The sequence below is a fragment of the Nocardia brasiliensis ATCC 700358 genome, assembly GCF_000250675.2.
GTDB classification, from domain to species: Bacteria; Actinomycetota; Actinomycetes; order Mycobacteriales; family Mycobacteriaceae; genus Nocardia; species Nocardia brasiliensis_B.
On sequence record NC_018681.1, the window covers coordinates 2,445,310 to 2,458,393 of the forward strand.

Genomic DNA, 13,084 nt, shown 5'->3' on the forward strand with positions numbered 1-13,084 from the left:
CTGCGTCTCGCAGGCTGGTGTGCTCCTCCTCGAGCTTGTGGCGCAGGTTGCGAGGGCTGATGTGCAGCCGGGCGGCGACCTCCGCCGAGGTGGGCCATTCGCGGCCGATGGCGCGGTGACTCGGCGGACCAGATCGGTGGCTTTGCCGGTCAATAGGACGGTGGTTGGTAGGGCAGGGTCGGTGCCAAGAGGGTGAGCAGGCCCAGGACGATGGGCAGGAGTGCCACGAGGTAGATGAACGTGTAGCCGACGATGTCGCGTGCCTTGAGGGACAGCACGCCGAGGAGCGGGAGCATCCAGAACGGATTGATCAGGTTCGGCAGCGCCTCCGCGGCGTTGTAGATCTGGACGGTCCAGCCGAGGTTGACGTGGGTGTCGTTTGCGGCCTGCATCACGTACGGCGCCTCGATGATCCATTTGCCGCCGCCGGAGGGAATGAGGAAGCCGAGCACCACGGAGTAGGCGCCGATGAGCAGCGGGAAGGTGGTGGTGTTGCCCGTGGCGGTGAACAGTGAGGCGAGGTGGTGGGAGATCGAGGTGCCGGAGCTGTCGGTGGCCTTGGTGAGCATGGCCGCAGTCCCGGCGTAGAAGGGGAATTGAATGAGCACACCGCCGGTGGCCGGTACAGCCTTGGTGACCGCGGCGAGAAATCGGCGGGGACGCCAGTGCAAGAGCATGCCGAGGCCGAGGAACAGCAGGTTGTAGGTGTTGAGACCGGAGATCGCGACGATGGGGTCCTTGGCGGCGAATTCCTGGATCGCCCACCCGCCGACCAGGACGACGACCACGATGGTGAGCAGCGGGCTGTATTCGAGCCATTCGCCGGGACGCGAGCGCGGCGTATCGTCTTCGACGGGGTCGCGGGGATCGATGCCGAGGTCAGTGGCGGTAATGGCGGTGTCGGCGCGGGGTGCGGTCAGAAACGCGATGGTGACACATACCGTGACGACGACCGCGGCCACGACGAGCGACTGCCAGGTGAAGATGGTGTCCCGGAAGGGGATGACGCCGGTGATGGGCAGCAGCGACTGCGGAATGCTGGCACGGTTGGCCTGTAGTTGAGCGGCCGACGAGCTGAGGCCGAGGGCCCAGCTCCCGCCGAGCCCGAGGTAGGCCGCTGCCGATGCGGCCCGATAGTCCATGCGCAGCTCGCGGCCATCGGCGAGGCGCCGGACCAGCAGCGCGCTGAAGATGAGACTGAAGCCCCAATTGAGCAACGCCGACAGCAGGCTGACCGCGGCGACGACGGCGATCGCCGCACGCGGATTGCGGGGCACTCGGGCGAGCCCGGTGATGGCCCGCTGGACAGGCCGGGCGGTGGCGACGACGTAGCCGCCGATGGCGACCATCGCCATCTGCATGGTGAACGGGATGAGGTCCCAGAAGCCGTTGCCGAAGACCGCGGCGACGTCGGCGGGGGAGGAGCCGATCGCCAGCGCGGCGGTGGCGACCACCGCGACGGTGAGCAGTGCGAAGACGAGGGTGTTGGGGAACCACTTTTCCGACCAGGCCGCGCTGCGGCTTGCGAATCGGGCGAGCAGGCCGGCCGGTGGGTCGGCGGTGAGCTGCGAATCGGGCACGGACATGCGAACTCCTGAGTGGTCAACCGGCGTGCCGGAGGATGTGGTGGTGGACCAGCGTCGCGGCGGTCAGATCGGCCAGTGCGGTGCCGACTGCTTTGAACACGGTGATCTCGTGGTCGTTTCGGCGACCGAGAGCTTCATTTCGACAGAGCTGGGGCAGCGTGGCGATCACGTCGTCGCGGGTGATGACGCCGGCGGCGAGCGGCTGGGTGAGGTCGCCCGATTCCTCGAGCGCGTTGTCGCTGTCGACGTAGAGGACACCGCGGGTCAGGCAGGCGTCGTCGGCTTCGCGCATGTCCGGGCGGAAGCTGCCGACCAGGTCGAGATGTGTTCCGGGACGCAGTAATTCGCCGCGGACGAGCGGGCTGGTGGCGAGCGTCGCGCAGGAGATCACGTCGGCGTCGGGGATCGCGGTGTCGAGGTCGTCGGCGACGTGTGCGTCCGTTCCGGCGTCCCGCAGCTGTGCGACCAGGGCTTCTGCGGCTTCGCGGTATTGATCGTGGACGAGCACGGTGCTGATGTCGAGGACCGCGGCATGTGCCGCGGCGATGAGCGAGCCGACGTGCCCGGCTCCGACGACGAGATGGACTCGGCTGTCGGGCCGCGCGAGATAGGACGAAGCCAGCGCCGCCGTGGCGACGGTGCGCCGCCGAGTGAGTTCGTTCCCATCGATGACCGCCAGGTGTTCGCCGGTGTCCGCACGGGCCAGGACGTAGGCGGAGGACAGGGCCGGGCGACCGTGCACGTTGTTCTCGGGAAAGACGGTCACGAGTTTGACGCCCAGCAGCCCGTCGGCCTCCCAGGAGGGCATCAGGAGCAACGTCGAGCCGGTGGTCTCGTCGATCTGATGATGGTGGCGCGGTGGGGTCGTAGCGCCGCGGGCGAAACCCGTTCGCAGGGCTGGGATCAATGTGTCGAACGGCAATGCGTCGACGGTCTCGTGGGCGGAGACGATGAGCATGGTCGGACCTTTCGGAATCAGGCGTCGAGCACGACGTCGGACGTCGGCATTGACTGGCAGGTGAGGCAGTGATCGTCTGGCAGCTCGCCGCCGACGGCGACGAGGTGTGCCACCGTGCCGTCGAGCACCCGGACCGCGCAGCTCTCGCATTGGCCGACGCGGCACCCGCTGGGCACGGACAGACCCGCCTGCTCGGCGAGTTGCAACAGGGTGCCGTCCGATTTGCGCCACGCGACGTCACGGCCGGAGCGGGCGAACCGAACGGTCGCGGTCGCATCGTCGGAGATGCGCACCGGCACGGGTGCCGCGTGGAACTTCTCGGCGAAAATGTCGAATCGGGGAACGCCGCGGGCTACCAGACCGGCGGTGAGTTCGTCGAGCATGTCCTCGGGGCCGCACAGGTAGAAACGCGCGCGCCGGTCGATCAGGGTGGAGTCGATGTCGGACGCCGACATCCGCCCTCGCACGTGGTAGCGGTCGCCCGCGTCCGGCCGGCTGTAGTGGTCGATCACGCGCAGGGACGGCAGGTGCGCGGCGAGGGTGGCGATCCGGTCTCGGAAGGGGTGGCGCGCACCGTCCCGGTTGCCGTAGTGGAGCACGACCTCCGGGGCGGCGGACGGGGCGAGAACGAGTGTTTCGAGGTAGCTGAGGAACGGGGTGATCCCGATGCCCGCGGCAAGGAGCACGATCGGGCGGGAGTGGACGCTGGGCACGGCGAAGCCACCGGCAGGAGGTGTGACGAGCAGGCGGGTGCCGGGCCGGAGCCGGTCGTGCACGGTAGTGGAGAAACGGCCACCGGACACGCGACGCACCGCGATCGTGTATCTCTCCTGAGCACCCGGTCCGGCGGGTCCGGTCAGCGAGTAGCTGCGGGTCAGGTCGGGTTGATCGGGCCATGCGACCGTGATGTGCTGTCCGGCGCGGAACGCGGGTAACGGTGCCCGGTCTACCGGCCGCAACTGCACCGCAAGGATTTCCTCGGTTTCGAGTTCACAGTGCTCGATCAGGAACTCTCGTTGCGCATGCCACTGTTTCGGGTGCTCGAGCTGAACCTCACATGGCACCGCGCGCAGCCCGACAGAGCCACTGATCGGATCACGGTTTCCGTCACCGACCAGGAGGTTGTAATTGGTGCCGTTTCCGGCGAGCGGATCCGCACCGGGCAGGGCGAGGTCCGACGCGGACTGCCACCAGCCGTATTCGGCGACGACGACGTCGCGGTGGAGGTCCGGGTCGATCCGTGCGCGCATGCGGACGGTGGCACGCGATGTGCTGATCCGCACCCAGTCGTCGTCGCGGATCCCACGAGCGTCGGCGAGTTCGGCGCTCAGCTCGACGATCGGATCCGGGAAACGTTTACGCAGCGAGGAGATTCCGTGGTGCTGGCTGTGACAGAAATAGCCGTTCTTCGCGCAGGTGAGCACCAGCGGATAGGACGCGTCCGGTGCCGGCGACTCCGCCACCGGTACGGCGGATTGCCCGTGCTGGGCGAGTTGCTCGGAGTAGAGCTCGATCCGGCCGGTCGGGGTCGCGAACCCGGTGACCGTTTCGTTGTCGGACTCTTCGGCGTATTTGCGGTAGCGGCCCTCTAACGGCAGATCTATCCCGCCGGGGCGTTCGCGCAGTTCGGCCGCGGTGACCGCGAGCGGAGCGAGCTGGTGGTTCCAGCCGTCCTCGATGCGTCCGTGGAAGAAGTCCGCGCCGTGCCCCAGCCGGACGGCCAGGTCGAACACGATCTCGGTGTCCGAACGCGCCTCGCCCACGGGTTCGACCATTTGCGGCCGCAACTGCACTCGCTGCTGCGCGGCGACGCTGATCTCGAATCCGGCTCTGACCGCTTCGCGCTCCCACGGCGTGCTGACCGGCAGTAACAGGTCGGCGAAGCGAGAGGTGGGGTTCTCGAACAGGTCGAGGTGAACTGTGAAGTCCAGGCTGCGCAATGCGTCGGCGGTCCGCCGCGGATCAGGTTGAGTCAGTAGGAGATTCCCGCCGAAGGACACCAGCGCCCGCACCGGATATGGCTCACCTTGCAGCACCGCGTGGCAAAAGTCGCGGGCATTGATCCAGCCATGCGCCGGTGGTCCCAGCGGGAAGCTTTCGAGGCCAAGGGCTTTCGCGCGCTGGGCGGCTGCGAGCTGGCCGGGGCCGGTGACCGGATCGACCGGAAGTTTGGGCAGCACCACGTTGCCGCCGGGGGCGTCGTAGCTGCCCGTGAGCGCGTAGAGGGTGGCGATCGCGCGCTCGGTCTGGGTCGCGTTGACATGCTGACCGATCCCGGACCACGCCGCGTACGACACCGATTGTGCCGCATCGAGTTCCGCGGCGAATGCTTCGATCGCCGCCGGGGCGACCGTCGTCACCGCCGCGGCCCGGTCGACCGGCCAGGCGGCGCAGGCAGCGGCGTAGCGGTCGAAAGCGGGCACACATTCGACCGGTCCGCCCCGGGTGACCACCCGCCGCCGGCCTCGCAGGGCGAACCGTTCCACACCGCGCGGCGCGCGGGTGGTGTCCAACGGCTCCGCCCGGCCGGAAACCTCGTCCCACACCACATAGCCCGACACCCCGGGATGCAGGTCCGAAGCGCGCAGGAACTCGCCTGTGTCGAGCCGGACCAGCAGCGGCGCATTGGTCCACGATCGGACGAACTCCTCGTCGTGGCCGTGGCGAGCGAGTAGCCGCCCGGCCACACTCAACGCGAGCGCGCCGTCGGTGCCGGGGCGTACCCGAAGCCAGTGGTCGGCCTGCAGCGCGCTGGTCGATCGGCGCGGGTCGACGACCACCAGCCGGGCCCCTCGGGCCCGCGCCCGGGCGAGTGCCGCGGACTGCGCCAGCCAGGACTTCGCCGGGTTGTGACCCCACAACACGGCGAGGTCGGTGTTCGCGTAGTCCGGTCCCGGCAGCCCGCTCCCGAACGTGAAAGCGTGCGCGAAATCCTTGTGCCAATTACAGATTTCGGTCGAATACAGCGTATTCGGGCTGCCGAACAATCGAATGAATCGCTCGACCCAGTCGATGGAGTCCGACATCGGCGTGCCGCTCGGGGAGGTCACCGAGAACGCGACCGCCTCGGCGCCGCTTTCCGCACGGATACGGCCCAGTCGTTCCGCGACCTCGGTCAAGGCTTCGTCCCAGCCGATTTCCCGCCAGCGCGGGTCGGGATCGGATTTGGGCGTGGTCCGTCGCAGTGGCCGCCGCAGACGCTCGGGGGAATACACCAACTCGGGAGCGGCACGGCCCTTCGGGCACATCGCCGCACCGGTGGGATGTTCGGAATCCGGCCGGACACCGCGCAATACGCCGTTCTCGACCGTGTAGACAGCGCCGCACCGAGAGCGGCACAGCGTGCAATAGCCGCGCACCTCAGCCATCATGTTACTCCTTAGTAACCGGCTACCGGTTACCGATTGCCGGTGACAAGTAAGATGCGGGAAAGAGGTGGGGAAGTCAAGACCGGGCGTCGAAAGGCAGGTAGTTGACCGAGGACGGAGCAGTGCGACTGCAGCACACCAACCTGCGGGATCAAGTGCTCGAGGTCGTGCGGCAAGCGATGGTGTCCGGTGAACTCCGGCCAGGAGACATCTACTCGGCCGCGGCGCTCGCGACTCGGCTGGGGGTATCCAGCAGTCCGGTCCGCGAAGCGATGCTGACGCTGGTCACGCAGGGCTTGATGGAGCCGGTGCGCAACCGTGGTTACCGAATCGTCGCGATGACCGAACAGGATCTGGACGAAATCTACGAGCTGCGTCAGCTACTCGAGATCCCGGCCACGCTCGCAGCGGGAGCGAAGATCGAACCCGAGGACCTGGACCGGCTCGCCGGCCTGGCCGGCGATATCGAAAGCGCGGCCCGGGCCGGTGATGTCGCCGGCTTCCTCGAGGCCGACCGGCGATTCCACCTGGACCTGCTGGCACACGGCGGAAATCGCCGGCTGGTAGACAGCATCGCCACCCTGCGGGATCAAACGCGTCTGTACGGACTGGACAAACTCGCCGAGGGCGGGCGGCTGATCGGGGCAGCGGTCGAGCATCGAGAAATCCTCGCCGCCATCTCGTCGCGCGATTGGACGTTGCTGGAAAACCTGATGCATACGCATCTGCGCCATACCCGCGCGGACTGGGCCAGCGGCTGAACTGCGCGAGCCGATAAAATGCGGTTGGCGGAGATTCGGCCGGCGGGAACAATCGAGCCGTGACGAAGACTGTGACGCTGATCAGATCCGGCAAGCTCGCCACGGTCGCCGAATACGCTTATGCCGCTACGGCTCCGGCGGAGGCGCGACTGATCTTTCTCGCCGGTGCGTGCCCGCTGAATGCCGACGGCAGCACCGCGGCGGTGGGGGATTACGCGGGACAGGCCGCGAAAGCGATCGAGAACCTGAAGATCGCGTTGCGCGAGGCCGGTGCCGACCTCGAGAACGTGATCAACACGCGGGTGCTCGTCGCCAGTTCCCGGCAGGCGGATTTGGTCACGGCCTGGGAGGTCGTGCGGGACGCGTTCGCCGAACACGATGTGCCCAGCACGCTGTTGGGTGTCACGGTGCTCGGCTACGACGACCAACTGGTGGAGATCGAAGCGGTGGCTGCCGTCGTGGATTAATAGGCAATGGTACTATTCCGATAATTGACTAGTAACAGTTTTGCCTTCGGAGGGTGAATGGCGCTCAAACACGCTGTGCTGGCGGTGCTTTCACGGGGCGATTCGTCGGGGTATGAGCTGTCGAAAGCTTTCGAAGTCGGCGTGACGAATTTCTGGCACGCGACGCCGCAGCAGGTCTATGCGGAGCTGACCAAGCTGGAGGAGTCGGGATTGATCAGCGGCCGGGACGTGATCGGGCGCGGGCGGCAGACCAAGCGGGTGTTCACGGTGACCGGCAGCGGTCGGGACGAGCTGTCCGCGTTTGTCGCCGTGTCGTCGAAACCGGGTGCGATCCGGGAAGATCTGGTCGTCAAGGTGTATGCGTCGGAGTTCGCGGAGGCCGAGGTGCTGGCCGCCGAACTCGAGGAGCGGGCCGAACGTTCCCGGGCCAAAATGGTGGTGCTGGACGCCATTTTGGCCGACCTGCTGGGTGACGACGACGAGCAGACCCATTTGAGTACATCCGCGCATCCCGGCCGGTATCTCACCGCGATCAGAGGGCGCGGCTTCGAGGCGGAGAATCACGCGTGGTTCCGTTGGGCCGCTGCTGTTTTGCGCGCCCGGGCGGCGGGTGAGCCGGTGCCCGTGCGGTCTGATCCGGTGGCGTTGTCACGGCTCGTCGGGGATCCAGCTGGCGTGGAATCCGTAGGGCACCCGGGTGGGTAGCGTGATCCGGGCGACCGGCGGGCCCGAGAAATCGGTGGCGTCGAGCACCACCAGTTGCGATGGGGCAGTGCCGATTCCGGTGACGAGCGAGACCAGCCAGCCCTCGTCTTCGCCGTGTGCGCTTGGGGCAGCGACGAAGTCGGCTTCACCGGGCACCTGCGTGGTGCCGAACCGGTGGGAGCTGCTGGTGCCTGCCACGGTGTCGTATTTGACGAGTTCGTAGCCGTCGGGGCCGTTTTGGCGCGGGTAGCCCACCGCGTAGACGTCACGACTCGCGCGACCGGTGCGGTCTGCGTTGATAGTCGGGAACTCGACCGCGCGATCGTCGAGTTGATCTTCGCGCACGGTCCTGGTCGCGGGATCGAGGGTCCAGCGATGCAGGAACGCCTCGGGCAGCGGGTTGCGGTCATCCAGATTGCCCGGAACATGCTGGACGTAGCCGCCGAGCCGAGCCCAGCTGACGTCCCAACCCTGCGGTACAACGCGGTTGCCTTCCAACACGATTCGACCGTTGTCGTCTTCCCGCGCGTTCGCGGTGTGGATGATCCAGCACGGGTCGACGGTGATCCAGACGATGTCGGCACTGGCACCGTGCTTGGGCATGACCCCGATGCGCGGCTCGTGGGTCTCGCTCCAGTGCATCGGCAACGGATTGCGTCCGACCTGATCCGGATCGCCGACCACCGGCAGATCGAACCAGATCACATAGTTCTGTGTGATCGCGAAATCGTGCATCAACGTCACGGCCGGGACCTCGATCGGCACGCTACGCAACAGCTCGCCGTCGGGGGAGGCCACGTGATAGATCAGGTGTGGCGGTGTAGGGCGGTACGCGTCGAAGAAGTGCAGTTCGCCGGTGCCCGGGTCCACTTTCGGGTGCGCGGTCATCCCGGTGGCCAGCCGACCGCCGAAGTCGTACGGGCCGACGGTATCGAGTTCGGTGTCGACCTCGTAGGGAAGCATGCCCTCCTGAAGTGCGAGTATTCGCCCGGCATACGGCACGACATGCGTGTTTGCCGTGCCGACCGACAGATCCCGGGCGGAGTCGAACAAGTCGTAGCCGTCGGTCGGCGGTGTGGTGCGGATCCACCGGTTGCGGTACCACTCGGCGCGGCCACCGCGGATCCGGATGCCGTGCAGCATGCCGGGGCCGGCCCACAAATGGCCGGGATCGGCGCCAGGTGCGGGGTTCGGGCCGTTGCGCAGGTAGCGGCCGCACAGTTCTGGCGGCAGGGCCCCGGTGACCTCCAGGTTCCGGCTTTCGGTCTCGATGGCCACGGGCTCGAGGATGCCGGACAAGTAGCGAGGGGTGTCGAGCGTTGTCATAGTCCACTCTCCTACTACTAAAGAAGTTGAGTATTTATATCGAATAGTAGGCATGGATTTGACTATTCGGCAAGAGGTGATCGTGCTTTTCGCACGAAAGCTGATGCGGTATGGGTGGTTTCCCCATCAAGGGCTGAGGCGCGCGGGGTGGGTCCAACGGGCGAGCAGAACGGTGGCGTCGACCTGCAGGCTTCCGTGCTCATTGGGTCTCCGTCCACGAGGGCGGGTCGCCGATTCGGCCGAAGTAATAGACCGATGAGTTCCAGCGCCAGGCAAGGCGGCCGGGGCAGCCGGTGATCCGCTTATACGACATCCGGCACACTGCCGCCACCATCCTGCTGGACTCCGGTGCGGCTGTGTCGGCGGGGCGAAGTGGCTAGGCCATGACCCGGCGGTGCTGTTGCGGTGTCCAAGAGCGCGATCCTTGCCTTGCTGACCAAACGCGGCGCGGTGCCCTCACTGCACTGGTGCTGATCTTCGGCATCGGCCTCACCCGCCACCGGCAACCACGGTCCGACGAGAGACGGATCATTCGTGACGATGTGCTGGCCGCCGTCTATGTCGGTGTGACCGCGTGGCTCGTGCTGCTTCGATCATCACCATCCTGGCGTTCGCCAAAGCCGCTAGTGAAGGCAAACTCTCGCTGCCGTTGCTGGCGCCGAGCCCTTTGATGGCGATCCTGATGGCTTTGGCTGGGACTCCACTGGGTATCGCCTTCGGCGTGTTGATCTTCTTGGCACGGGCCAAGGCGAGCATCCGACACGGATGTGCGAGATTGTTGTTCACGGTTGGATCTGATTTCACGTCGTCTTCAGGCCCTTTTCTGGACTGGGCGACCGGCCGGGTCTACTGCGAGTTACCGGTGCCGCCTATCAGTTTCGGCATCAGAGCTGCCAGGAGTGGCTCGCTGCACAGCCATAGTTCGCGCCCTAATAGCTGCGGCAGTTGTCTTTGCGGTCGATAACCCGACCAGTATCAAGCTCGACGATTTCGACGCGATCGGCGCGGAGCTGGCCCGTGTGGCGACGTCTCGGAAAATCTACTGGAAGACACGCTGGATTAACCGAATCATGTTGGAAATCATTGGGTTTCGACTGATCGAACTGTCCGTCTCTCGCCATCATCCCCCAAAGTTGATGTTGCATTGTGGCGGGTGAGCTTAGTCCGACGTGTTGTGGTCGCGTAGAAAGTTGCGATAAATTCGTGCGGTTCGTTCGGTACTCCTATGTTCGGTTGACCGGCGCGGTGTCTAAGCGCGGAGAGGTCGAGCCCCACCGACTAGGGGCTGCCTGATCATGCATCTCACCGTCGCTGAATTGGCCTCCGTTACAGTGCCTTTGGCAGATCCAGCGACGATTGTCGCTGCTTGCGAGAATCTACAGGTCTTGCAGCGGCCGCGGAAACCGGCACCACTGCGCCGCTGGTGTGCTTCAGCGGCAGCCCATCGACGGCGGGGATCCTGCTCGCCGGACGCGTGCAGATCCGCAACCCCGGGGACTTCGACTGGCCAGGAACCGTCGTCGCCACCCCGCCTGTACGGCCTAGGGGACGAGCCGTGGCGAATGAGCGCCGACGATTACCTGGGCCGCAGCTTCCCGCGACATCTGTCAACCTCCCTTAGCCGGACCCGCCGTTCCGACACCGTGGGACGAGCAGCTGCAGGACGCAATGGCTCAGATATGCCTGGCAGTCCACGAAGAATCACTGCTTGAGGTCCTATCGGACGACCTCGGCATACCGCGTGAACGTTGTGCCGTATGTAGTGCTTCGCGTCTGCTTGCCTGCTTGCGCGCGTAGAAATTGATCAGACCAGCTAGGCGCTTGGTCTTGCGGTTGGCAAGGATGTAAGGGCTGTCGACTGGAAGGAGTCGCCCTTGGGGATTGTGCCGCGGGAACCCACGAGACCAGTGATGAACTCTTGTGTCGCCGGATCGGTCGCATAGATGACTACGCCCTGCATCCCTCGTGTCAGCAACACCTTGTAAGCATTGCGTACGAGACGTTCGAACTCCTCGTCGAAGACTGGGTTGCTCGGGGTGAGCTTGAGCTTCTTGTCCTCGTGGAATTCTCTACGCACACCCAAACGTTGGCCGTTGAATGCAATGTCTGGTCCGAGGATAACCCCGGCCCAGTCGTATTCGAACCCCTGCGCGGTGAAGACACAGCCGACCTGTTCGTAGCCGCGTGGATCGGTAGCCCAAAGCTTGGCGGGTGGCGCGATGCCAGTAAGGAGGTCGTTCTTCTTGTTCCACGGCTTCGACCAGCCGCCGATGACAACATCGTGGACGAGCGTTCCGTCAGGCTCGGGGTCGCTCCACGGCCAGCAGAAGCCGGCCGCGATGCGCGCGGTAAGACCGCTGTCGTTTTTCACCCGAAGAAAGTCTTCCATTTCTTGCGGCGAGCTGGCGACGTGCACCTCGAAGTCGTCCCCCTTCCACTCCGTCGGTCTAGAGTTCCTTAGGCCGACCAACTGCAACACCCATTCGTCGTACTCGGCGCTACCCCCGCAGCGGAACTGGCCATCGAGCTGAATGTGATGTACGGGATAGCCTTTTCGAGCCGCATGGGCCCTGATCGCCTCAGGTGTGCCGACCTCGTCGGGGCGGACTACTTGGTTCTCATCCAGAAGAAATACCGGTACCCGCGCGACCGACATCAGCTCATCGAGTTGGGGACGGTCCGTCCTGGATTCCCGCTTCTTCCACCGATTCGTAGACGTCTTCCGAATACGATGTGCCTCGTCGCAGATCAAGACATCGAGCTGGTTTTTGCCGACGTCGGCAAGGTCTCGATAGTACTTGAACAATCCCTTCAGCTCTGCGGAACGCTTTGCCGGAAACCGACGCATCGTCTCAGTGATGGCAACTGAGCCAGTCGCGTATTGCACTCGGAGACCTTCGCGGTAGAGCTCGGCCAGCAGCGAAACGGCCACCATGCTCTTCCCGCTGCCAGGGCCGCCAGTGACTAGTATGACGCACTTTTGATCCGTCTCGTGTGCCAACCTGACCTGGTTCCGTACGGCCTCGAACGCAAGCTTCTGATTGTCCAACAGTGAGTACTCGGTCGCTGTGCGGAGCTCGTCGAATGCGAAATCGAGAAATGCCCGCCTCGGTCGAATTTCACTAGCGAGTAGGCGATCCGCGGCGAACGGAGCGGGCTCGGGAGCGAACTGGCTAGTTAGGTACTCACTGAACTCATCATGCCGGTCGCCAGTGAAAAGTCGTCCCAAGTCGTCTTGCCGCCGTGTCAGCAGCGTGCTCACCGATCTTCGAGTTGCATTGTGCAGATACGCGACTCCGTGCAAGGCTTCGGGATCGTTGTGAAGTAGTTCTACATACTGCCGTAGATAATTGCAGTACCCTCGCACCTGGTCGACTGGGTGGAGGTGTTCTCCAGGCATGCGATGTACTTGCACGATTCGATCGCTACTCCAGGTGAGCTGTGCTTCGCTCCATTGCTTCAGCTCGACGACGACGTAGTTGGGCTTGCCGGTCACCGGATGGATCCCTGCGAGCACCACGTCGGCTCGGCGAGTTGATTGCGGCAGTGGGTATTCGACAAGCATGTCGACCATGGCGAGACCCGCATCGACCAGTACATCGGCGAGCTTGGGCAGGCTCATCTCCCACGCCCGCTGTTCTGCCGATCGACTCGGCTTCCGATTCAGCTGTTCAGCAATCAGCGACGACAGTATCTTCTCGGCAGACGAAGTGCACACCTCGCGGGCCGTTGCCCTGAACAATCTGCGCGTCACATTTCCTCCGAACTACACGAAACCAGTTGCAGTAGAAGCCATCTGCCTAAATGCACGGCGTGATCTGACCAAGGGACCATAGCGTGGTGACTGTTGTAAACCCGCTTGATTACCGCCGTGTCGCCGGATTCTCCTGCAACGCACGGTGCTGGGTGCTGT

General features: G+C 64.9%; 10 protein-coding genes. 5 read left to right on the forward strand and 5 right to left on the reverse strand.

Annotated features, from left to right (window positions below; genetic code table 11):
* Nucleotides 1-149: 149 nt before the first annotated feature.
* From O3I_RS10960 to O3I_RS10970, 3 genes are read right to left on the reverse strand one after another with little or no spacing between them, the layout of a single operon-like run.
* Nucleotides 150-1,586: a short-chain fatty acid transporter gene (locus O3I_RS10960; protein ID WP_014982975.1), complete on the reverse strand. Its 1,437-nt coding sequence runs from the start codon at nt 1,584-1,586 to the stop codon at nt 150-152.
* 16 nt (nt 1,587-1,602) lie between these two features.
* Nucleotides 1,603-2,544 carry an ornithine cyclodeaminase family protein gene (locus tag O3I_RS10965; RefSeq protein ID WP_014982976.1) on the reverse strand — a complete coding sequence of 314 codons (942 nt, stop codon included), beginning with the start codon at nt 2,542-2,544 and terminating at the stop codon, nt 1,603-1,605.
* A gap of 17 nt (nt 2,545-2,561) precedes the next feature.
* Entirely contained in the window at nt 2,562-5,915 is a 3,354-nt protein-coding gene (locus O3I_RS10970) for a molybdopterin-dependent oxidoreductase (RefSeq protein ID WP_237748281.1), read from the reverse strand.
* Nucleotides 5,916-6,034: 119 nt separating this feature from the next.
* Between O3I_RS10970 and O3I_RS10975 the strand changes: the two genes are divergently transcribed.
* From O3I_RS10975 to O3I_RS10985, 3 genes are read left to right on the forward strand one after another with little or no spacing between them, the layout of a single operon-like run.
* Entirely contained in the window at nt 6,035-6,673 is a 639-nt protein-coding gene (locus O3I_RS10975; protein ID WP_014982978.1) for a GntR family transcriptional regulator, read from the forward strand.
* Between the two features lie 59 nt (nt 6,674-6,732).
* Nucleotides 6,733-7,140, forward strand: a complete 408-nt coding sequence (locus tag O3I_RS10980) for a RidA family protein (protein WP_014982979.1) — start codon at nt 6,733-6,735, stop codon at nt 7,138-7,140.
* A gap of 57 nt (nt 7,141-7,197) precedes the next feature.
* Nucleotides 7,198-7,845 (forward strand): PadR family transcriptional regulator, encoded by a 648-nt coding sequence (locus O3I_RS10985; protein WP_081593955.1) that lies wholly within the window; start codon nt 7,198-7,200, stop codon nt 7,843-7,845.
* On the opposite strand, the gene O3I_RS10990 is transcribed toward O3I_RS10985, so the two are convergent.
* A complete protein-coding gene (locus O3I_RS10990) occupies nt 7,789-9,171 on the reverse strand; it encodes a carotenoid oxygenase family protein (RefSeq protein WP_014982981.1) in 1,383 nt (460 codons plus the stop codon). The genes O3I_RS10985 and O3I_RS10990 overlap by 57 nt on opposite strands.
* A gap of 1,366 nt (nt 9,172-10,537) precedes the next feature.
* Here O3I_RS10990 and O3I_RS47035 point away from each other — a divergent pair.
* A complete protein-coding gene (locus O3I_RS47035; protein ID WP_167829127.1) occupies nt 10,538-10,792 on the forward strand; it encodes a DUF2399 domain-containing protein in 255 nt (84 codons plus the stop codon).
* Entirely contained in the window at nt 10,747-10,968 is a 222-nt protein-coding gene (locus tag O3I_RS47040; RefSeq protein WP_081593957.1) for a DUF2399 domain-containing protein, read from the forward strand. Before O3I_RS47035 ends, O3I_RS47040 begins: the two co-directional genes overlap by 46 nt.
* Nucleotides 10,969-10,984: 16 nt before the next feature.
* Here the strand turns inward: O3I_RS47040 and O3I_RS10995 are convergent, their stop codons facing one another.
* Complete coding sequence (locus O3I_RS10995) at nt 10,985-12,925, reverse strand: DUF2075 domain-containing protein (RefSeq protein ID WP_141692062.1); 1,941 nt, start codon at nt 12,923-12,925, stop codon at nt 10,985-10,987.
* Nucleotides 12,926-13,084: the final 159 nt, after the last annotated feature.

Excerpts from the sequence above, each read along its gene's own strand:
- O3I_RS10960 (WP_014982975.1), bottom strand. The coding sequence starts at position 1,586 with ATGTCCGTGCCCGATTCGCAGCTCACCGCCGACCCACCGGCCGGCCTG.
- O3I_RS10965 (WP_014982976.1), bottom strand. The coding sequence starts at position 2,544 with ATGCTCATCGTCTCCGCCCACGAGACCGTCGACGCATTGCCGTTCGAC.
- O3I_RS10970 (WP_237748281.1), bottom strand. The coding sequence starts at position 5,915 with ATGATGGCTGAGGTGCGCGGCTATTGCACGCTGTGCCGCTCTCGGTGC.
- O3I_RS10985 (WP_081593955.1), top strand. The coding sequence starts at position 7,198 with ATGGCGCTCAAACACGCTGTGCTGGCGGTGCTTTCACGGGGCGATTCG.
- O3I_RS10990 (WP_014982981.1), bottom strand. The coding sequence starts at position 9,171 with ATGACAACGCTCGACACCCCTCGCTACTTGTCCGGCATCCTCGAGCCC.